At 74.2% G+C, this 19,777-nt stretch carries 17 protein-coding genes and 2 tRNA genes; 4 read left to right on the top strand and 15 right to left on the bottom strand.

Features of this window, described 5'->3' with window-relative positions; translation table 11 throughout:
• Position 1 precedes the first annotated feature (1 nt).
• The gene (locus tag O7629_RS04810) at positions 2-688 is read left to right on the top strand and encodes an IclR family transcriptional regulator (protein WP_123600449.1); all 687 of its coding nucleotides are present in this window, start codon (positions 2-4) and stop codon (positions 686-688) included.
• Between the two features lie 156 nt (positions 689-844).
• On the opposite strand, the gene O7629_RS04805 is transcribed toward O7629_RS04810, so the two are convergent.
• From O7629_RS04805 to O7629_RS04795, 3 genes are all read right to left on the bottom strand, one after another.
• A tRNA-Glu gene (locus O7629_RS04805) sits at positions 845-917 on the bottom strand.
• Positions 918-1,029: 112 nt separating this feature from the next.
• A tRNA-Gln gene (locus O7629_RS04800) sits at positions 1,030-1,104 on the bottom strand.
• Positions 1,105-1,182: 78 nt separating this feature from the next.
• The gene (locus O7629_RS04795) at positions 1,183-1,986 is read right to left on the bottom strand and encodes a fumarylacetoacetate hydrolase family protein (protein ID WP_123600448.1); all 804 of its coding nucleotides are present in this window, start codon (positions 1,984-1,986) and stop codon (positions 1,183-1,185) included.
• 197 nt (positions 1,987-2,183) lie between these two features.
• Here O7629_RS04795 and O7629_RS04790 point away from each other — a divergent pair, with 197 nt between their 5' ends.
• Entirely contained in the window at positions 2,184-3,383 is a 1,200-nt protein-coding gene (locus O7629_RS04790) for a hypothetical protein (protein WP_278167735.1), read from the top strand.
• Between the two features lie 49 nt (positions 3,384-3,432).
• Here the strand turns inward: O7629_RS04790 and O7629_RS04785 are convergent, their stop codons facing one another.
• The gene (locus O7629_RS04785) at positions 3,433-4,026 is read right to left on the bottom strand and encodes a helix-turn-helix domain-containing protein (RefSeq protein ID WP_278167734.1); all 594 of its coding nucleotides are present in this window, start codon (positions 4,024-4,026) and stop codon (positions 3,433-3,435) included.
• A 213-nt stretch (positions 4,027-4,239) separates the two neighbouring features.
• Here O7629_RS04785 and O7629_RS04780 point away from each other — a divergent pair, with 213 nt between their 5' ends.
• Both O7629_RS04780 and O7629_RS04775 read left to right on the top strand, forming a co-directional pair.
• A complete protein-coding gene (locus O7629_RS04780; protein WP_278167733.1) occupies positions 4,240-4,431 on the top strand; it encodes a hypothetical protein in 192 nt (63 codons plus the stop codon).
• Between the two features lie 174 nt (positions 4,432-4,605).
• Positions 4,606-5,967, top strand: a complete 1,362-nt coding sequence (locus O7629_RS04775; RefSeq protein WP_278167732.1) for a radical SAM protein — start codon at positions 4,606-4,608, stop codon at positions 5,965-5,967.
• An 11-nt stretch (positions 5,968-5,978) separates the two neighbouring features.
• Here O7629_RS04775 and O7629_RS04770 read toward each other — a convergent pair whose 3' ends face one another.
• From O7629_RS04770 to O7629_RS04720, 11 genes are all read right to left on the bottom strand, one after another.
• Positions 5,979-6,323 carry a winged helix-turn-helix domain-containing protein gene (locus tag O7629_RS04770; RefSeq protein WP_278167731.1) on the bottom strand — a complete coding sequence of 115 codons (345 nt, stop codon included), beginning with the start codon at positions 6,321-6,323 and terminating at the stop codon, positions 5,979-5,981.
• A 146-nt stretch (positions 6,324-6,469) separates the two neighbouring features.
• Entirely contained in the window at positions 6,470-8,254 is a 1,785-nt protein-coding gene (locus O7629_RS04765) for a thiopeptide-type bacteriocin biosynthesis protein (protein ID WP_278167730.1), read from the bottom strand.
• Positions 8,251-9,456: a nitroreductase family protein gene (locus O7629_RS04760; protein WP_278167729.1), complete on the bottom strand. Its 1,206-nt coding sequence runs from the start codon at positions 9,454-9,456 to the stop codon at positions 8,251-8,253. Before O7629_RS04760 ends, O7629_RS04765 begins: the two co-directional genes overlap by 4 nt.
• An 8-nt stretch (positions 9,457-9,464) precedes the next feature.
• The gene (locus O7629_RS04755) at positions 9,465-11,450 is read right to left on the bottom strand and encodes a TOMM precursor leader peptide-binding protein (RefSeq protein ID WP_278167727.1); all 1,986 of its coding nucleotides are present in this window, start codon (positions 11,448-11,450) and stop codon (positions 9,465-9,467) included.
• Between the two features lie 2 nt (positions 11,451-11,452).
• The gene (locus O7629_RS04750; RefSeq protein ID WP_278167726.1) at positions 11,453-13,462 is read right to left on the bottom strand and encodes a hypothetical protein; all 2,010 of its coding nucleotides are present in this window, start codon (positions 13,460-13,462) and stop codon (positions 11,453-11,455) included.
• Positions 13,462-14,655, bottom strand: coding sequence for a lantibiotic dehydratase C-terminal domain-containing protein (locus O7629_RS04745; protein ID WP_278167725.1), 1,194 nt, complete (start codon positions 14,653-14,655; stop codon positions 13,462-13,464). Before O7629_RS04745 ends, O7629_RS04750 begins: the two co-directional genes overlap by 1 nt.
• Complete coding sequence (locus tag O7629_RS04740) at positions 14,648-17,371, bottom strand: lantibiotic dehydratase (RefSeq protein ID WP_278167724.1); 2,724 nt, start codon at positions 17,369-17,371, stop codon at positions 14,648-14,650. Before O7629_RS04740 ends, O7629_RS04745 begins: the two co-directional genes overlap by 8 nt.
• Positions 17,368-18,123, bottom strand: a complete 756-nt coding sequence (locus tag O7629_RS04735; RefSeq protein WP_278167723.1) for an ABC transporter permease — start codon at positions 18,121-18,123, stop codon at positions 17,368-17,370. The genes O7629_RS04740 and O7629_RS04735 overlap by 4 nt, the downstream gene beginning before the upstream one ends.
• 1 nt (position 18,124) lies before the next feature.
• Entirely contained in the window at positions 18,125-19,054 is a 930-nt protein-coding gene (locus O7629_RS04730) for an ABC transporter ATP-binding protein (RefSeq protein ID WP_278167722.1), read from the bottom strand.
• A 142-nt stretch (positions 19,055-19,196) separates the two neighbouring features.
• Positions 19,197-19,385 (bottom strand): thiazolylpeptide-type bacteriocin, encoded by a 189-nt coding sequence (locus O7629_RS04725; protein WP_123600435.1) that lies wholly within the window; start codon positions 19,383-19,385, stop codon positions 19,197-19,199.
• Between the two features lie 80 nt (positions 19,386-19,465).
• A complete protein-coding gene (locus O7629_RS04720; protein WP_278167721.1) occupies positions 19,466-19,654 on the bottom strand; it encodes a thiazolylpeptide-type bacteriocin in 189 nt (62 codons plus the stop codon).
• Positions 19,655-19,777 lie beyond the last annotated feature (123 nt).

Below are 19,777 nucleotides of genomic sequence, written 5' to 3'. Positions count from 1 at the left end.
TATGAGCGGTGTCGGCGTTCTCGACAAGGCGGTGGTGATCCTCGCGGCCTGCGTGGACGGCGCCAGCCTGGCCGAACTCGTCGACCGGACCAAGCTGCCCCGGGCCACCGCGCACCGGTTGGCGCAGGCCCTGGAGATCCACCGGATGCTGGTCCGGGACACCCAGGGGCGGTGGCGGCCCGGCCCCCGGCTGGGTGAGCTGGCCAACGCCGCGCCCGACGTGCTGTTGACCGCCGCCGAGCCGCTGCTGGCCGCGTTGCGCGACGCCACCGGCGAGAGCGCCCAACTGTACCTGCGCCGAGCCGACGAGCGGATCTGCGTCGCCGCCGCCGAGCGGGCCAGTGGCCTGCGCGACACCGTGCCGGTCGGCTCGGTGCTGCCGATGACCGCCGGGTCCGCCGCCCAGATCCTGCTGGCCTGGGAGCCGCCCGAGGCCGTCATGCCGCTGCTGCCCCGCTGCAAGTTCACCGGCCGTACCCTCGCCGAGGTACGCCGGCGCGGCTGGGCGCAGAGCGTCGCCGAGCGGGAGGCCGGGGTGGCCAGCGTCTCCGCGCCGATCCGGGACCGCACCGGCCGGGTGATCGCCTCGGTCAGCGTCTCCGGGCCCATCGAGCGGCTCGGCCGCCGGCCGGGTGAGCGGCACGCCATGGCCGTTGTCCGCGCCGGTCAACGACTCTCCGGGCTCTGAACCGGGCATTGGCTCCGCGCCCCGCCACGCTCTGAGCAGGCCCAGTTTTCGGATAACCCGTCGCAGGCCGGGCCAGGTCGGGCATGATGGTCAGCGACGGACGGTGACCCGCCGACGAAAAAGGCGCCCTCGCTGAGGAGGGCGCCTTGAGCGCTGTAGCCCCGACCGGATTCGAACCGGCGCTACCGCCTTGAGAGGGCGGCGTCCTGGGCCGCTAGACGACGGGGCCAGAACTTTCCTGGTGCAAACTACCGTTTCGTGCTGCTGTGTCCTGTTGGACACGGTGCCGAACTCTAACAGAGACCAGCACCCCGACGCCATCTGGAGCCTTCCGGCGTCGGTGGCTGGGGTACCAGGACTCGAACCTAGACTAACTGAACCAGAATCAGTCGGGCTGCCAATTACCCCATACCCCATCGGTGCTCGCCGCACCGGGACAGAACTCTACCTGACCCCATGGTGCGCGCCAAATCGGGATACCGCAGCGGTTTGCCTCAGTCCGCCGCGACCACCGGGTTGGCCAGCTCACCGATGCCCTCGATCCGGACCGACACCGTGTCGCCCGCGGTCAACTCACTCACCCCGGCCGGAGTCCCGGTCAGGATCACGTCACCGGGCAGCAGCGTCATCACGTGTGACACGTACGACACCAGGGTCGGCACGTCGAAGACCATCTGCTTGGTCCGGCCCAGCTGCCGTACGTCCATCTCGTCCGGCTTCGGACCCACCTCGCAGCGGACCTCCAGGTCGGTGACGTCCAGCCCGGTGACGATCCACGGTCCGATCGGACAGAACGAGTCGAAGCCCTTCGCCCTGGTCCACTGGCCGTCCGACCGCTGCAGGTCCCGGGCGGTGACGTCGTTGGCGCAGGTGTAGCCGAAGATCGCCCGCTCGGCGGCGGCCCGGTCGGCGCGCCGGGCACCGGGCGGTCCGATCACCACGGCGAGCTCCGCCTCGTGCTCCACCTGCCGGGACTGGGCGGGCAGCCGGATCGCGTCCCGTGGACCGATCACCGAGGTCGACGGCTTGAGGAACAGCAACGGCTCGGCCGGCACCTCGGCACCGTGCTCGGCGGCGTGGTCGGCGTAGTTGCGCCCGACGCACACCACCTTGCTGGGCAGGATCGGCGACAGCAGCCGGACGTCGGCCAGCGCCCAGCGCTGCGACGTGAAGGTCAGCTTGCCGAACGGGTGGCCGTCGACCTCGGCGACGGTCAACGCCTCGGGGCCGGCTCCCGGCTCCCCCTCGACGACCCCGAACGACATTCCCTTGCCATGGGCGAAACGAGCGATACGCACCCGGTCAATGTATCGTCCTGCCCCCGCGCCGCCCCGACGGTCAGGGGCAAAGGGCGACAACGGTCACGGCGAGGGCGACAACGGGCGCGACAAGGGGCGGAAATCTAGCACCGGTCACCGGATCAGGTGGCGGAACCGCGCTTTGCCGGCCGGACGGCCGGTGCCGACCTACCGTTCGGGTCGGGGGCGGAAACGAGATGGTGATGTCATGGTGGCGACACGCGCTGCGAGCCTGGCTGTTCGGCGCCGTTCTGGTGGTCGGCGGGGGGATCCTGGCACCGGACGCGACCCCGGCGTGGGCCGAGAGGGCTGCTTCGGCACGGGCCGAGGGGCAGGAACTGGTCGCGGTGACGATCAACGAGATCGGGCAGAGCGCGGCGACCTACCGGATCGAGGCGGTCAACCGTACGGTGTCCCCGGTCGACGTCACCCTGCGGATGGCCGTACCGACCACCACCTCGGTGGCCACGGTCGGCGCCGCCGGCCGGGTCGACGCCTCGGAGATCACCTGGCAGTTGAGCCTGCCGGCGAACAGCGGGCAGACGGTCACCGCGTCGTTCCGGCCGGGCGGTGCCGGCACCGCGCAGACCTTCCCGGTCTGCGCGTACGAGCGGGACACCGCGCGGCCGTACGACTGCGCGAGCGCCCGGTGGACCCCGACGGCCGGCATCGAGGCGGCGGACTCGGCCTGGTGGCAGCGCCCGTCGATGCCGCTGATCGGCGGGCTGACGGCACTCGTCGTGGTGGCGATGATCGGGTACGGGTGGCACCGCCGGCTGCGGGAGCGCCGGGTCGACCGACGCCGGGTCGTCACCCCGGCCGGGCGGCGGGTGCGGTTGCCGGCGGCGGTGCCGGCCGCCCCGAAGCGCCGCTGGCGCCCGGCGACGCCGCTGGTGTTCGGCCTGCTGCTGGCGATGCTGACCGGGCTGGCGGTGGCGGCGGTACGCGTGGCCAGCTACGGCAGCGAGGTGCTGGACCGGGCCAACCAGCCGCCCAGCGGGTGGATCGGTGCGCCACCGGCCGGCGGGTTCGGGGTGCTGCTGACCGAGGCCGCCTTCGAATTCACCGTCTTCCGGATGGCCTGCGCGCCGGTTGATGGGCAGGGGCAGGATCGGCGGTGTGTCGCCACGGTCGGGCTGCGCAACCGCAGCGACACCGAACAGTTCTGGTACGGGCCGTTGCAGCGGGCGTATCTGCCGACCGGTGACTGGGTCGGGGTGGACGAGGCGGCGACCCGGCAGGAGAACGGCGGCCGGGACGTCTTCGCCGAGCCGGTGCCGCCCGGGGGTCGGATGCTGGTCCCGCTGGCCTTCACGGTCAGCGGCGACCTGGTCCCGGTCCGGTTGGAGCTGCGTAGCGGCGCGTTCTCCGCCGGGGTCGCCGTACGGTGGATCTGACGGCCGGACCCCGGTGGCCCGGCCTGACGGGGTGAACCCGGCAGCCGGGTCAGGACAGCCCGAGCGGGTGCATGCCGACCAGCATCGCGAACCGGTGCCCGCCGGTGGTGGTGCCGTCCCGGGCGACACCGGCCTGCTCGAACCGCCGCATCAGGGCCTGCAGCTCGTGACGGAACTCGGCGATCCGGTCCGCGGGGATCTCGGCGACCCCCCGGCTGAGCATCATCCGGACCGGGTCCGGCGCCTCGCTGCTGCCGGAGATGGTGCCGGCGTTCAGTCCGGCCTCGATCTCGTCCTTGATCTGGTCCAGCAGGGTGACCACGACCTCGTGCACCGAGCTGGGTTCCTCGCCGGAGCGGCGGTGGAAGGTCAGGTTGAGCTGGCCGGCACCGTACTGCTTCTCGATGATGCCGTTGACCACCCGGGTGTCCCGGATGTGCAGCAGCTGGTGCTGTTCCAGCTGGTTGATGTGGTAGTAGATCTTGGTGGGCGCGACGCCCACGATCTTCGCCAGCTCCTTGGCGGTCCAGGTCCGCTCGGGCTCGGACATCGCGAGCTCCAGCACCCGCATCCGGATGGGGTCGGCGAGCGCCTTGAGGGTAGCCACGTCCTCGATCACCCGGCTGGCCATCAGCTCAGTCACCGCAGACCTCCGTTCAACCAACGTTCCACGGTTGATTCTACCCCGACGATTGACTTCCGTCCGTCGCTCAGCTTATTTTGAACGTCAGCAAGATCGTATCACCCCCGATCCCACCGACTCACCACGCGGGCCGGCACCACCCCCACCTGCCCACGTCACCCCACCGCGCCACCACTTTCTTCGCCACCCCCGCTCCCCTTTCGGAGGTCGACCGTGCCCACCAACCCCTTCTTCGCCGTCGTCGCCGCGATCGCCATCGCCGCCCCGGCCACCCAGGCCGCTGTAGAAGCCCAGCAGCCGGACGAGACACCCAGCCAGAGCATGGTCGTCTTCGAGCTGCCCACCGACGGCACCGGCGGGCGCGACGACAGCTCCAGCGTCAACTTCGCCTGCGCCTTCAGCTGACCCGCAGCTCTCACCAGCACCGGACCCGGAGCGACCGCTCCGGGTCCGGTGACGTTGCACCCCACGGTCCACCGCCACACGGTCCACCATGGTCCACCGCCGCACGGTCCACCATGGTCCACCACCCCGGTAGCCCCCGGTAGCCACTCGTCGAGACCCTCCGAAAGGCTCCTCATGGCCCAGTCCGACCTCGTGCTCAGCCGCTACCTCGTGTTCAGCCAGGCCACCTACCGGCACCCGACCGGCCGGCAACTGCGCGCCGTGTTCCACACCGGACGGGCCCGTACCCTCCTGCTCGACACCGGCACCGTGCGGACCCTCCTCGACGGCCCCGGCCCGGCCGGCCTGCCCGCCGACGAACAGGCCCGGCTCGCCGAACTCGGCCTGCTGGTGCCCGCCGACACCGACGAAACCGCCGCGACGATCGACGCCGGCGCGCAGGCGGCCGACAGTGCCCGGCACCGGCAGTTCGTGCTGATGCCGACCGGCTACTGCAACATGGGCTGCGACTACTGCGGGCAGGAGCACCGTCGGGACACCCCGGCCACCCGGCCGACCCGGCACCGCGACGCCATCGCCGCGCGGGTCGAACACGCCATGGCCAGCGGCGAACACGACACCGTGGTGGTGCGGTGGTTCGGCGGCGAACCCCTGATGGGGTACGCCGTACTCCGCTCGCTGTCCGCCCGGTTCGTGGCCGCCGCGGCCCGGCACCGGGTCGGCTACTCGGCGATGCTGGTCACCAACGGCGCCCTGCTCGACGCCCGCAAGCTGCGTACCTTGCACCTGGACTGCCGGGTCGACCGGATGGAGATCACCATCGACGGACCGGCGGAGGTGCACGACGCCGCCCGGCCGCTGAACAGTGGACAGAGCTCCTACCACCGGATCACCGCCGCGCTGCGTACCGTGCTCACCGATCCGGAGCTGGCCGGACTGCAGGTGACCGTACGGACCAACATCGGCCGGCACAACGCCGACCGGGCCGACGAGTTCGCCGCGGCGATGCGCGACGCCGGCCTCGCCGACCCCCGGATCCGGTTCTACCCGGCACCGGTCCACTCGTGGGGCAACGACGTCAGCGAGGTACGGCTGCGCCAGCAGCAGGCCGCCGAGACCGAACTGCGCTGGTACGCCGCCTACCTCGCGGCCGGACTGCACTGCCGGCTGCTGCCCACCCACCCGGTCCGGGTGGTGTGCACCGCCGTGTCCCGGCACAGCGAGGTGATCGCCCCGGACGGACGGATCTACTCCTGCACCGAACAGCCGCTGGTGCCCGGCTTCACCGAACAGCATCTGGACACCGTGGACCAGGCACCGGTCGACCGGCTGCGGCCGGCCGGCCAGTTCGACGACTGGTACACCGGGCTGCGCGCTGGCGAGACCGGCTGCCGGGGCTGCCCGATCCTGCCGGTGTGCGGCGGTGCCTGCCCGAAACTGTGGCGGGAGGGCAGCGCACCGTGCCCACCGATGAAGGAGAACCTGGCCGGCCGGATCGACCTGTTCGTCCGCTCATCCGGCCTGCTTCCCGTCTGACCCGCCGCTGCTCACCGGGCCTGCTTCCCGTCTGACCCGTCGTCGCCCGGCCGGTCCGCCGACGCGGCGTCGTCACCGGACCGGTCGGCCGGTGGGAAGTCCCAGCGCAGCGCCAACTGCGCGGCCTGGAAGTACCGCTCCGCCCGGCCCTGGTCGGTCCGCTGGTTGACCACCCGGATCATCCCCTCCTCGGACAGCACCCGCAGGTGGTAGTGCATCAGGCTGAACGTGATGCCCAGCTGGTGGGCCAGTTGGCGGGCGGACAGCGCACGGTCCGGCTCGGCGGTGAGCACCGCGAGCACCCGCAGCCGGATCGGATCGGCGACGGCACGCAGCTGGTTGACACCGTCGAGCACCCGTACCGCCGGGGTCGGCGGACCGGTACCGCCGGGCGGTCGCGCAGAACCCGGTTGCCGTGGCACACTGGACACAGCCCCCGACGTTCCCTGACGGTCGGGGGCTGCACCGTCCGTACGCCGGGCACCGTCTGCGGGTCGGGGGCTCACCGCGCACCTCCCGGGAGACGGCCGACCGGCAGCAGGTAGACCAACACGTCGTCGATGCCGTCCAGGCCGAGCAGTTCGTGGGCGACGTCGTCGTAGAAGCCGCCGATCATGCCGAGCGCCAGCCCGCTCGCCGCCGCCACCATCGACAGCGCCTGCGCCAGGTGACCCGCCTCCGCCACCGCGAACCGCAGCGCCCGCATCCCGTAGCGTTCCCGCAGTTCACCCAGCTGCACGTAGAGCCCCAGCAGCGCCGGCACCTCGGCCAGTTCGATCCCGCCGACGTCGAGGGCGTCCGCCCCGAACCACATCGACGACGCCTCCAGCTCCGGCACCGACGGGGCCGGCCCGAGCCGCCACAACTGCCGGTCGAGGTCGTCGACGTGGTACGCGCCGGGGGCGACGCCGTCGACGTCCCGCACGATCAGCCGCATCCGCGCCGCGTACGCCGCGCCGGCGCTCGGGTACGGGCGGTGGGCGTAGTCGTACAGTTCCCCGTTGGGCAGCGGCACCTGGCTGCGATGGGTCACCCCGTGCGCGCTCCACACCAGGGTGCCCAGCTGCTCGGCGGTGACCGGCCCGGTCAGCCGCCCCCGACCGGAGACCCGCCGGCGCAGCACATCAGCGAGCGCGGCACGCGGCGGGTCCCCGGCGGGCAGAGGAACCGGCCGGCCGCCGAACCGGAACGGGGTCCCGCTCCGTTCCGAGACGGCCTCGCGCGGCCTCTGCGTCTGCAACATCCCCGGCAGAAACTTGCTCGCCTCGTGGTAGCGGCGGTCGGCGGCCGCCGCCCCGTCGGCGAAGAAGTCCGTCGGCCCGCCCGGCGCCAGCGCCGTCCCGGCGACCAGCCAGCACACCGACCGCTCCTCGTCCGGCAGGATGCCCAGCCGGTTGAACAGCATGTGCAGCTGGGAGCCCCACACCCAGCGCCACCGCTGGTCGGCCGGGCCGGCGGCGGCCGGCCCCTCCAACGCGTCGCGGGCGGCCCGGACGACCTGCGCCCAGTACCCGGCCGGCGACCGATCCCCCGCCAGGTCGGCGGCGTCGGTACCCTGCGCGCCGACCCGGGCCACCGTCCGGTCCCACCGGCGGCGCAGCGCGGCGCCCTGGCTGGCCAGCACCCGGGCCGCCTGCCCCTGCACCGCCGCGGCCGGCAGCATCGCCACCTCGTTCTGCCACCGCCAACCGGCGGCGTGGCCGCGCAGCCACCGGGCCGCACCCAACTCGTCCAGGCCCAACGCGGCGGCGGTCGCGGTGGCCAGCTCGGCGGCGACGGACAACCGGGCCGGGCCGGGCGGGACCGCGCCGACGATCCGGGCGGCGATCTCGCTGGACCGGCAGAAGACCTCCTCGGCGACCGGCAGCGCCTGCGGTCCGCCGTACCGGGCGGTCTCCGGCCGGTACGGGATCTCCCGGACGTCGCCGTGGTCGTGCCAGCCGGCTGCCGACCGGGCGGCGCTGCCGCCCAGCCGCCGGTAGTAGCTTCCACTGTCCATGGTGAACACCTCGTACGGTGCCTGGCCGGCGAGTTCGGCCAGCTCCGCCCGTAACCGGTCACCGATGCCCGGCAGCGGGTCCCGAACTCGGATCCGCAGATGCGGCCCGCCCTCCCAGTAGCGGATGTAGAACCAGTCGGCGATCGCGCCGTCGGCGCGCAGCCGGGCCAGCAGCGGCGCCACGGTCACCGCCAGGAAGGTGTCCAGGTCGGCCGGCGACCAGTAGGCGAAACAGTGCAGACCCACCCAGGTGCGGGTGGTGGTGACGGTGATGGTCGGTGCGGTCACGGCGACACCTCCGGGTTGCTCAGGTCGTAGGCGAAGTCACGCACCCGTGACCGGCCGATCAACAACAGGTAGATCAGGTCGTGCCCGGCGGGCAGACCGGCGGCCGCCTCGGCGGCGGCCTCCCGCACCGCGCGTACCGGCCGGCAGAACAGCCCGACCTCGGCGGCGGCGGTGCCGACGTGCTGGGCGGCGGCACCGGCCGCGTGCAGCAGCCGTCGGTACGCCGCCGGGCCGCCGGTGCGGACGGCGGCCGGCACGTCGGCGCTGACCAGCCAGGCCAGCGGCATGCCGGCGACGTCGACCTCGGTACGCGGATAGCTGTACGCCCGCTGCACCTGCCCGGTCGCGTCGCCCGGCCGGGTCGGCTGCGGCGCAGCAGCCCCGGGTCGCCCGGTCGCGGCCGGGTCGAGGTGGTACCAGCCGGCCGCCCGGCCGGCGACGTTGCCGACCGCGAGGGTGTGCCGCAGGCGCACCCCGGTCACCGGTGACCCGGCCGGCGGTCGGTACGCGGCGGCGACCAGCCGCTCGAACGCCTCCGCCGGCAGCGGCCGGGGGTCCGCGCCGAACCCGCGTGGGCTCAGCCCGGAGCTGCGTACCGCCCGCAGCCGGTGCCGTGACCAGGTGGGGGCGGTCGACGGTCCAAGCGTGACGGTGAGCCATGGCCCGCCGGTGGTGGTGGCAGTGGTGACGGCGTACCGCAGTCCGTGGCCGGCGGCGGCCTCGGCGAGCGCGCCGGCGACGTGACCGGCCTCCAGCGCGGCCAGCGCGTCGGCGAGCCGGCCGTAGCCGGCCGGCATCCGCGTCGGCTGCTCCCGCAGCACCAGCTCGACCGGCCCGTCCGGCGCTGCGACGGGCGACTCAGCGGACGCCGGATACAGCAGTTCGCGGACCGGATCGACCAGCCAGTCGGCACCGTCTCGCCGCAGCAGCACGTCGACCAGGTGCGCCGCCCGGGGCGACGGGTACGCCCGGTGCTCGTTGAAGCCGTTCCACGGCTCGAACCGGCGCGGCGCCAGCGCCGTACCGAGCGTCCGGACCAGCCGGGCACCGGTCGGTCCGGCGACCGCTGCCAGCTCGGCGAACGGCACGGCCGGACCGGTGGGCCGGCGACGGTACGGCGGCGCCGACGCGGGCCGGACGTCCTTGCCGGGGCCGTGCGCGTACACCTCCGCGAGCGTCGCGGCGAACTGGCTTGACGACATGGCCGACCTCACGGGAACGGGTGCGGGTAGAGGGGCAGGTCGGAGTAGTCAAGTGCGGACGGCAGCCGGCCCAGCTGGGCCGGGACCCGCAGCAGCCGGTCCAGGCCCCGGGTGCGGTGGTGCACGTGGCCGAACGTCATCGGCAACGTGCCGGGGACGATCACCTTCGCCGAGTGCAGTCCCAGCCGGTCCCGGGTCGCCGGGTCGGTCTGGTCCACCACGATCGTCTCCAGGCCGTGTGCCGCCCACCGCTCGACGGTCTCGCCGAGCAGCACCGCGAGGTCGGTCACCGGGGCCGGTCGATCCGGCCACACGTCCCGCCAGTGCGCCGGCGCGTCGCCGGTGAGCAGGAACTCGTACCGCTGTCGGGCCTGCGGCAGGGTGTTCACCGCGACGTGCTCCTCCAGGCCGGTGACCAGCCGGGGGTCGTCGAACATCGCCTGCAGCCGGTCCGAGTCCAGATGGCCGGGTTTGTTGCGGGACACCTCGGGCAGACTGAACACGTCGACCACCGCCTCGGCCGCCGCCGACCGCAGCGCCGACCGGGGGTCCGGGTGGGCGCCGGCGGCGAAGAACGCCTGCGGGGCGCCGCTGGTCGGGTCGCGGTGCAGCACCAGGGCCAGCACGGTCGGCACCCCGAGGTCGTTGGTGGCGTCGAAGAACAGCAGGTCGTAGCCGACCGTGTCGAGCCGGTCGACCAGGTGCGGCAGCACCGGGTCGTCGTCGGGTACGGCGACCGGCCGCAGCGGGGTCCGCGCATACCAGGCCATCAGGAACGCGTCCCGTTCGGCGACCTCGTACATGCCGTACAGCGCGGCTTCGACGGCGCTGTTGCCCAGCCCGCAGCCGTTCGAGCTCTCATAGAGGAACCGGGGGCCGTCGCTGCGGTGCAGCCCCCAGTAGGCGACGTGCTCGGGCACCAGCACCGGGCGGCGACGGTCCAGTGACCAGCCGTGCACCCAGCGCACCCGGGTCTGCGGTGTGTACGGCACCATCCGGAACGCCGGGTGGTCGTAGTGCGCCGGGTCGTGCAGGCCGAGCCGGGCCGGGTCGACCGCCCGGTCCGGGCCGAGGTCGGCGAAGGCCGCTTCGACGGCGGTACGCCGCCGGTGCGGCCGCATCCCGGTGGCCCGCTCGACCGCCTCGAACAGGGCGATCCGCTCCGACTCAGCGAAGTTGCGCGCCCGGCCGTAGCCGGCCTCGCGGACCGCCGTGTCGCTGGACAGTTCGCTGGTGCTCAGCGCCATCGGCGACCGTTCGGTACGGATCATGTGGGCGACCGGCCCGTGCCGCCAGTCGAACAGTTCGGCGCGCAACGCGGCCCGGCTGGTCCGTGGGTTGTCGCCGCGCAGCGAGTACGGGTCGCTGGTCGGCGCGGCGGTCAGCGGCACCTCGGCACCGTGTGGGGTGTCCAACGGCACCGGCCGGCAGATCCGGCAGCCCTGCCGGCGGGGCCGGACCCGGTGGCTGCTGACGGTGGCGTGGTCAGTGCGGATCGCCACTACCGTCGCGTCCAACCGGCCCGGGTCGGTCAGCGCGTCGCCGACCGCGCCGGCCACCATCGGCAGCAGGCTCGGCGGGATGACGCCGCCCTGCCGCAGCTGCGGGTCCCGGCTCGGCACGCCCGGCCCGAACACCCGCAGCCGGGCCTGCTCGGCGCAGGCCAGGCAGGTGCCGGCTCTCGGCCGCAGCACCGGGCCGACCAGCACCAGGCCGCCGTCGAGGCGGACCGGGACGACCGTCGCGGCGGTCTCCCAGGCCCGGCGGCTCAGCTGCGCGGCAAGTGCCGGGGTCCAGTGGTCAAGCAGGACGACCGCGGTCCGACCGCTGGTGCCGCCTGGCACCGTCTCGGCGTCCAGCGCCGCCACCGCGTCCAGCGCCGTCGCGGCGTCCAGCGCCGCCACCGCGTCCAGCACCGGGACGGCCGGGTGACCGGCGGCGGCCAGCGCCGCCGCGAGATCGTCGGTCGGGGTCGCAACGGTACGGGTCGACATGGTTAGGCTCCTCGGCTCGCGGTGGCGGTGGTGCCCACAGTGGTCCCGGTGACATCGGTGGCATCGGTGACGTCCACGGCGGTGCCGGTGGCAGCCACCGTCCACCGAAAGCCCTGCGACGCGAAGCCGGTGACGGCCAGCGCGTGGACGACCGAGTCGGCGTCGAGGTCGGCGTCGTGACCCGCATCGGCGGGACCGGTGTCGGCGGTGACCGGCACCACCGGTCGTACGGTCAGGGTCGCGCCGTCGGCGGTGAGCGCGGCCCGCAGCGCCGTCTGCAACCGCTCCTCGTTGTCGATCACCCCGGCCGGCCAGTACCAGCTGTCGTCCGTCCACGGTGCCAGGTGCTGGTCGGCCGGCCGCCAGGTCGGCGCCGCGCCGGTCAGGCTCGCCGGCCCGGCCGGCACCTCGACGCCGGCGGCCCGGGCCTGGGCGACGCCGGTGGCGGCCAGCGCCGCCATCGCCACCGCGTCGGCGGCGGTGGCCTCCACCGCCCAGGCCAGCGGCCCGGCGTCGGTGACGATCTCGGCGTGTACCGCGCCGGCCGGCAATCGGCGGGCCACCACCCGCGCCGGTACGGCGAACCGCAGGGTGAGCGCCTTCCACCAGCGGCGCGCCGCCGGTTCGCCGGCCCACTCGGCCTCCGGCACCGGGTCGGTGTCGAGCCGGCTGTGCACGGCGTGCACCAGCCGGCGCAGCGCCGCCCCGCTGGCGTGCCGGGCGTCGACGCCGATCGCGGCCGTCTCCGTCCAGCTGGCCGCTGACCCAGCACCGTCCTCGGCACCGGCGTCCCGCGCATCGCCGTCGCCGCGCGGTGCGCCGAGACCGAGGACGGTCTCGGCGTACCGCAGGGTGGCGTCGACCCGGGCGGCGTCGGCGGTGGCCGCGACACCCAGCGCCGGGCCGGCCAGGGCCAGCATCGCCGGCAGTTGCGGCAGGTCGCCGGGGACCGCAGGCGGCAGTACGCCGAGCTCCGGATCGCTCAACGCTTCCAGCCGCAGCCCGACCGCGTCGATGTCGGACGGCGCACCGGGCAGCGGCACCCGGGCCGCCGGCAGCCACGGGTGGTACGTGGCCCGGACCGGGTCGAGCCGGGCGACCAGGACCGACGGGTAGTACGGCCCGGGGGCGGCCGGTTCGCCACCGGGCAGGGTGGCCGCCTCCTCGGCCGGGTCGGGCAGACCGGCGACGGCACAGACGATGCGGTGCGCCGCGGCGGCCCCGATCAGCGCGGCCAGCGCCGGTGTCACCGACGCATCCGCAGGCGCCGGGCCGGCCGCCTCGGCCCGGACCGGACCGGGCGCATCCGCAAGCGCCGAGCCGGGCGCGCGGGACAGTCGGGCCGCGACCGCCGCGCCGTGGGCCAGCGCCTGGTCCGGCGTGGCCACCGGGGTCACGTACCCGATCTCCGGCAGGCAGCGGGCCGCGACCGCCGCCTCGCCGGCCCGTACCACGGTGTCCAAAGCGGTGCCGCCGACCGGGTCGACGGCCAGGCCGGCGCCGGTCAGCGTGCGGGCCGCCGACGTCGCCACCGGACCGGTGCCGGCGACGGTGACCGTGGTCGACCGCAGCCGCTGCCAAGCCGCCGCCGGGTCGGCGGCCACCGACTCCAGCCAGCGGGCCAGGTCGGCCGGCGGCAGATCCGGTTCCTCCCGGTCGCCCCAGCCGGCCGGCACCTCGACCAGCATGTCGTGTTCCCGCAGCTGGTCGAGGAGCAGTCGGATGACCCGGTCCACCTCGGGCCGCCCGGCCGGCTGCGCCAGCCGCTGCGGGGTCAGCCCACCGGCCAGGTGCCGGGCGAGGACCTGCCACACCTTCCACACCCCGGCGCCGCCGCTGACGGTGAAGCTCGACGACCAGCCGCGCACGTGCACCCCGGTGGCGGTCGGGGTGGCGAACACCACCGGCCGCAGCCGCACGACGATCTCCGCCGCCGACGGCGCAGCGGGACCGGCTTCGGCAGGAACGGTCACGACAGGACCGGCTTCGGCGGTCGAGGGTCGCGGGCTCATCACGCCACCTCCTGCGCGGTCGCGGCCAGCCTGGTCAGGTAGCCGTTGATCCGTTCCTGCCAGGTGATCCCGGTGATCCGCTCCGCCGCCCGGCTCAGCAGGTAGGCGGCCAGATAGCGCTCGGTCGGCCGGACGTCCAGCAGACCGAGCAGCAGGTACAGCACGTTGGTGGCGAACCGGTAGGTGACGAACTCCCGCTCGTACGGGACCCGGTCGAAATCGATCTGCCGCAGCAACTGGTGGTACTCGCTGTACTCGGTCCGGTCCGGATGCCAGCGGCGTACCGTGTCCGGGTCGCCGATCTGCTCGGCCCGGTCGAGGTAGCTGAACGCCGGCACCCGGGGCAGTTCACCACGCTGGTACGCGGCCCCGGTCACCTCGGCGGCGGACACCGTCCACTGTTCCCACCCGCGTTCGGCCGGGTCCAGCCCCGACGCCGCCGGACCGGCACCCGACTCCGGCTCCGGCGCGTCCGTCGGGGCGGCCAGCCGGGCGACCAGGGCGGTCGCCGAGTCTGCGGAGCGCCGCCACTGGGCGTCGAACGCCGCCCGTACCCGGCCGTCCGGGTCGTTGAGCACCAGGAACTCCTCCAGGTGCGACAGGAACGACTGGTGACCGTTGCCGAGCCCGAGCGGGTAGCGGCTGGCGTGCAGCGCCATCGCGGTCAGGCAGGTACGTACCCGGGCGGCAGCGCTGTCACCGGCGGCGGCCAACCGGTCGGCGGCGGCGCTGACCGCCGGCACCCCGAGGCGCAGCAGCTCGGCGCGGCACTCGACGGCCTCAGCTGAGCCGAACAGGGTGGCCATCGCGGTGTCGTCCACCGGCTCGACGCGGACCGTGTTGTCCGGGTGGATCGGCTGGTACGGCGGCGGCACCAGTTCGATCCGGCCGGCCTGTTCGGCCTGCGCCAGCAGGTCGGCGACGCTGATCTGCTCGGTGCTGGGCCACTCGGCGAGGTGCCCGCGCAGCCGGTGGGCGACCGCGGCGGCGACCACCGCCAGGTCCGCCGGATCGGCCTGGTCGCGGCGGGCCAGCCGGATCCGCAGGTGCGGGCCGTGCAGCCAGTGCCGTTCCAGGTGTACGGCGACCCCCTGCTCGGCGGCCCACCGGGCGGCCGGCAGCACCGCCGAGCGCAGCAGCGGCAGCTTGGTCGGCGAATAGTAGTAGCTGACGATGTCGAGGGCGTCAGTCATGGCCGCCCCACCCCTTCCGATAGGTTTCGGCGACCAGCTCGACGACCCGCCCGTGCGGGCTGCCGGTCCCCGGCACCGGCAGCGCCTCCTCGATCCGCACCGGTCCCTCGTGGCGGCCCAGCAGCCGGGGCAGGTTCCGCAGGTGCAGAGCGTTGTCCAGGTCGACGTACTGCGGTTTGGGCAGCGACAGGTAGCGCTGGTAGTCGTCCGGGCCGCCGCGCACGTCGACACCGGCGGCGGCGACGAACACCTCGGCGGGCAGGCCGAGCCGGGCCCGCCAGCTGCTGACCGCGTCGAACGGCACGTCGCCGTCGCCGTCCAGGTCGGCGCGCAGCCGCCCGGCGGCGTCGGTCGGCAACGTCCAGGACCGCCGGCTGAGCACCAGGTCGTGGTAGCGCAGCCGGGTCCGGTGCCGGGCACCGGCCAGCTCGCCGGTCGGGGCCAGCAGGCCGGGGCCGACCAGTCCGCTGCTGAGGTCGAAGTGCAGCGGTACGGTCCGGTCCGGCATCACGAACGGCACGAGGAACCCGAGGTAGAGCACGTCCAGGTCGGCTCCGGTGTCGTCGCGGACCAGCCGCACCTGGTCGGTGACCGGGTCGTGGCGCAGCCCGACCCGGTCGGCGAGCAGGTCGGCCCACCGGCCGTCCTCGCCCACCTCGTGGTCGACCAGCAACGGGTGCAGGTTGGCGTTGAATCCGGTGACCGGGCGGAACTGGGCCACCTGGGCGTGCCGCCCGGCGGCGGCCCGGATCTGCGCAGCCAGCTGCGTCTTCGCCTGCGGCGCCACCAGGTCCAGGAACCGGCTGGTGAACCGGCCCCAGCCGGCGTACACGTGGTTGAGCACCAGCAGGTCGTCGCGGTCGCGGCGGGCCGGCTGGACGAAGAACGCGTACGAGGCGGGCCGCGCGCTGACCCAGTCGGGCAGCGCGGCGGCGGCGTCCCGGACGATCTCCTCGGGCAGGGTGAACTCGGCCGCGTCGGCCGGCGCCGCCGCCCGGATCCGCGCCAGCAGCCCGGCCCGGGTGTCGGCCAGCTCCCGCAGCGCCGGGGTGACCAGGTCGGCGAACTCGGGGTCGGGGTTGATCACCCCGGACGGCGAGACCAGGTTGTACGCCCGCCACACCTGGCTCATCTCGGTGGAGAAGTCGGCGGCGCGCTCGCAGCGTCCACCGACGCCGTACCGGGCGACGAAGCGGTCCCGGACCAGCCGACGCAGCGGCAGGTACTGGTCGAACAGCTCGACCAGCCCGGCCAGCCGGGGCAGCCGGTCGGCGGCGGCCCGCCCGTAGCGCCGGTCCAGCCGGACCGGTTCCCGCAGCGCCACGTCCTCGGCCAGCACCGGCGCGTCGTACCAGGGCAACCCCGCCGCCTGGTACGCCGACCGCCAGGTGTCGCGCAGCCGGCCCAGGGCGGCGGCCCGGTCACCGGCCGCAACGGCTCCGAAGCCGCTGGTCTGCTCGTCGATCGCGGTGAGCAGGTCGGCCAGCTCGCCGCGGTGGTGCCGGTCCAGCCAGTCGGCGAGGTGCCGGACGGCCTGCGGGTCCTGCGGGTCGACGGGCTCGACGGCGAGCAGCAGCCCGGCGTCGAGCACCTGCCCGACGTAGCGGGTCGCGGCGGCGGTGGTCCGCGGCGGACCGCCGGGCAGCCGGCGGGCCAGTTCGGCGACCAGGTCGCCGGGGGTGATGCCGGCCGGCCCGGCGGCCTGGGTCCGGTCGAGCAGCAGCCGCAGCGGTCCGGTGCAGGCCAGCGACACCTCCTCCTCCAACACCGAGATGACCCGGTCGACGCCCTGCACCGGGCGGTCCCGACGGAACGTCAACTGGTCGCCGGTGACGGTGATCGCGGCGGCCAGCCGGTGCGGCACCGTGTCCCGCAACCCGGGGTCGGCGATCACCGCGGCGAGCAGCCGGGCCAGCAGCGTCCGGTTGGCCTGGGCGACGGCCACCGGCTGCCCGCCGGCCGAGGCCATCGGGTCCCCGTCACCGGCTGGGACCCCGGCGCCGTCAGCCGGTGCGGCACCAGCGGCCGGTGCCGCACCGCCGGCCGGTTCTGACGCCCCGGTCCAGTTGCCCCAGGCGACGTAGGTGAACCAGGACAGCGGGCTGGTCTTCGCGGTGGCCCGCAGCGCGTACCGCAGCGCGTTGGGTTCGGACTTGCGGGCCCGGCTGTCCGGGTTGGCCCCGCTGGCGGCCGCCCGGTCGATCCCGCGAAGCAGGTCGGCGCCGGTGAGGGTGACCGCGCGGCGCAGTGGTTCGGCGGCGCAGACCTCGGCGAGCGCGGCGCGTTCCGCGCCGAGCGCGCCGGTGGCCAGCTCACCGAGTTCGGCGCGCACCTGCGCGGCCTCGCGCATGACGGCCAGCCAGGCCGGCAGGTCGGGCACCCGGTCGAGCAGGCCGCCGAGTTCGGCGACCCGGTCCGGCCGGGGCAGCCGTCCGTTGTGCACGTCGCGGCGCAGCGGCAGCACCGCCTTGCGGTGGAAGTCGGCCGGGTGCCCGTCGGCGCTGGCGTAGAGCGCGTCGGCGAGCCGGGGGGCCAGCTCGGTGATCCGCGACCGCAGTTCGACCAGCCGGCGCAGCGCGGCACGGAACTCGCGGGCACCGTCCGGGGTCGGCGGGTACGGCAACGCGGCCAGCCGGACCAGCGCGTACGGTGCCAGGGTGGGGTCGGTCGCCGGCCGCCGGTCGGCGGTGGCCGGGACGACGGCGGCCTCGCTCATCCGTACCGCACCCCCTCGTCGCGCCGGAACGCGGCGCGGGCGAGCAGGGCGAACAGGGCCGTCCAGCCCAGCAGCAGGAAGGCGATCCAGCTCGGCCCGATCAGATGGTCGGCCCGGTCGATCAGCGCCAGCACGAAGTACTGGTACTGGTAGGTGGGCACGTACGGCACCACGGCGTGCAGCGCCGACGGCAGGAAGTCGATCGGCACGAACAGCCCACCGAAGAACGCCAGCAGCATGAACAGCAGGTTGGCCAGCATCATCGCCGGCTGCGGGGCGAACCGGTAGCCGATCGCCATGCCGAGCAGGCCGAACGGGACGGCGCCGAGCACCACCGCGCCGAGCCAGACCGGCCAGGCAGCCAGCGGCAGCCGCAGGTCGGTGGTGAAAGCGGCGACGACCAGCAGCGGAATCCAGCTGACCACGTTGAAGCCGAGGACGTAGACCAGCCGGCCGGCGAACCGGGTCAGCGGGGACAGCGGCAGCAGCCGCAGCCGCTGTTCCCACGGGTTCTCCCGGTCGGCGGCGACGCCGGCGGCGAGCGAGGCGACCGTGACGTTGAGCGTGGTGTAGAGCAGGAACGGGGTGATCGCGTACTCGCTGCCCAGCCCGAGGTCAGCGAAGCGGTTGGCGTTGACCAGCCCGAACAGTAGGAAGAAGACCAGCGGGAAGCCCAGCGCGGGGGCCCAGTAGGCGGGCATCCGCAGCGTGTCGAGGGCGTGCGCGCGGGCGTGCAGCAGGACGTAGCGCATGTCAGGCCACCTTCTCGGCAACGCGGATCCCGGGCCGGGTGACGGCACCCGGGTCGGTGGACCGGCTGATCGTGCGGATCGCTTCCTCCAGGCCGACCCGCTCGACCCGGATTCCGGTGAACGGCACCTCGGCGCGGACCAGTGCCCGGACGGTGGCGTCCGGGTCGGCGGTGTAGATGTGGGTCCGGTTGCCGACGGTCTCCACCCGGTCGGCGGGGCCGGAGACGGCGATCGGCGGCAGCGCGCCGGTCACTTCGATGTCGACCAGGTGCAGCCCGACCTCGGCGACCACCTCGGTCACCGCACCGGTGCGGGCGATCTGCCCGCCGGTGACCACCACGACCTGTTCGGCGAGGTGTTCGGCCTCGGCCATGTCGTGGGTGGTGAGCAGCACCGCGCTGCCGGCGGCGGCGACGGCGGCGATCGCCGTCCACAGTCCGTCGCGGCTGTCGGCGTCCAGGCCGGTGGTCGGCTCGTCGAGGAAGAGCAGTTCGGGGCGGCCGACCAGGGCGGTGGCCAGGGCGACCCGGCGGCGCTGGCCGCCGGAGAGGCTGCCGCACCGCTTGGTCAGGAACGGGCCGAGGCCGAGTTGCTCGACCAGGTCGGCGCGGGGCACCGGGTCCGGGTAGTGGGCGGCGACCAGGGCGAGGGTCTCGGCGACGGTGAGCCGCCAGGGCAGGGCGGTGCGCTGCGGGGTGAGGCCGAGGCGGCCCTTGATCCGTACGTCGGCGGGGTCCCCGCCGAGCACCTCGACCCGACCCGAGCCGGGGCGGCGCAGACCAGCGAGGATTTCGATCATGGTGGACTTGCCGGCACCGTTGGGGCCGAGCACGGCGGTGACCCCGGCGGGCACCACGAGGGAGACCGCGTCGAGCGCGACCACCTTGCCGTACGTCTTGGTGACACTGTCGAGACGGGCGAAGACTTCCACGAGCACTCCTTGGGCATGTGACGGGCGGAGGGGGCGCACCGCGCCCCCTCCGCTCGATCGAACTGACGTGATTCGCCCGGCCTCGGCTACCGGCAATCCCTGACACTGCCGGTGGTGCCCTCGGTCGGGGCGGTCGGTGGTGTCAGAGCGCCGACTGCTCGACCTCGGCGCAGGAGGCGCAGCACGAGCTGGCGCCGCAGCAGGAGCTGGAGCTGCAGCTCGACGAGCCGGAGGAGGCACCGGTCTCGGGCAGCGCGGCCGAGTCGCGGATGGAGCTGACCGACAGCTCGTCCAGCTCGAGGTCTTCGACGTCGATGATTTCGTCGGACATGTGATGCACCTTTCGGGAGAGGTTCGCCTCGCGGTCGGCGAGGACGTCGGTGACCGGCGCCGACGGTGGCGCCCGGTGGATCAGGTGACGTAGCAGCAGGAGCAGGAGGCCCGACCGCCGTCGCCGGCCGAGGACGCTCCGGTCTCGGGCAGTGCCACCGAGTCCCGCATCGCGGTGACGGTGAGTGGCCCGAGGTCCAGCCCGTCCACGTCGATGTCCAGGTCGTAGTCCTGGGTGGCATCCCAGGACGTCGACAGTTCCGCCAACATCGCGCACCTCCTTGTCGGCCCGGGAGCCGTTCGCTGGGCCGCTCCTTGACTTCCACCTGACGTTCTAGCTTGTTGCTGCGCTTGAGATTAGTTGAACGTCTAGGTCCGGTCAACCATTGGAGT

The sequence above is a fragment of the Solwaraspora sp. WMMD792 genome, assembly GCF_029626105.1.
Taxonomy (GTDB): domain Bacteria; phylum Actinomycetota; class Actinomycetes; order Mycobacteriales; family Micromonosporaceae; genus Micromonospora_E.
Note: the sequence above shows the minus strand (reverse complement) of the source record. Positions and strands in the feature narration are given on the sequence as shown.

What these genes read in the sequence shown, in the direction of transcription:
- O7629_RS04810 (WP_123600449.1), top strand. Translation starts at nt 2, where the DNA reads ATGAGCGGTGTCGGCGTTCTCGACAAGGCGGTGGTGATCCTCGCGGCC.
- O7629_RS04790 (WP_278167735.1), top strand. Translation starts at nt 2,184, where the DNA reads ATGGTGATGTCATGGTGGCGACACGCGCTGCGAGCCTGGCTGTTCGGC.
- O7629_RS04750 (WP_278167726.1), bottom strand. Translation starts at nt 13,462, where the DNA reads ATGAGCCCGCGACCCTCGACCGCCGAAGCCGGTCCTGTCGTGACCGTT.
- O7629_RS04725 (WP_123600435.1), bottom strand. Translation starts at nt 19,385, where the DNA reads ATGTCCGACGAAATCATCGACGTCGAAGACCTCGAGCTGGACGAGCTG.
- O7629_RS04735 (WP_278167723.1), bottom strand. Translation starts at nt 18,123, where the DNA reads ATGCGCTACGTCCTGCTGCACGCCCGCGCGCACGCCCTCGACACGCTG.
- O7629_RS04740 (WP_278167724.1), bottom strand. Translation starts at nt 17,371, where the DNA reads ATGAGCGAGGCCGCCGTCGTCCCGGCCACCGCCGACCGGCGGCCGGCG.
- O7629_RS04720 (WP_278167721.1), bottom strand. Translation starts at nt 19,654, where the DNA reads ATGTTGGCGGAACTGTCGACGTCCTGGGATGCCACCCAGGACTACGAC.
- O7629_RS04775 (WP_278167732.1), top strand. Translation starts at nt 4,606, where the DNA reads ATGGCCCAGTCCGACCTCGTGCTCAGCCGCTACCTCGTGTTCAGCCAG.
- O7629_RS04760 (WP_278167729.1), bottom strand. Translation starts at nt 9,456, where the DNA reads ATGTCGTCAAGCCAGTTCGCCGCGACGCTCGCGGAGGTGTACGCGCAC.
- O7629_RS04755 (WP_278167727.1), bottom strand. Translation starts at nt 11,450, where the DNA reads ATGTCGACCCGTACCGTTGCGACCCCGACCGACGATCTCGCGGCGGCG.
- O7629_RS04745 (WP_278167725.1), bottom strand. Translation starts at nt 14,655, where the DNA reads ATGACTGACGCCCTCGACATCGTCAGCTACTACTATTCGCCGACCAAG.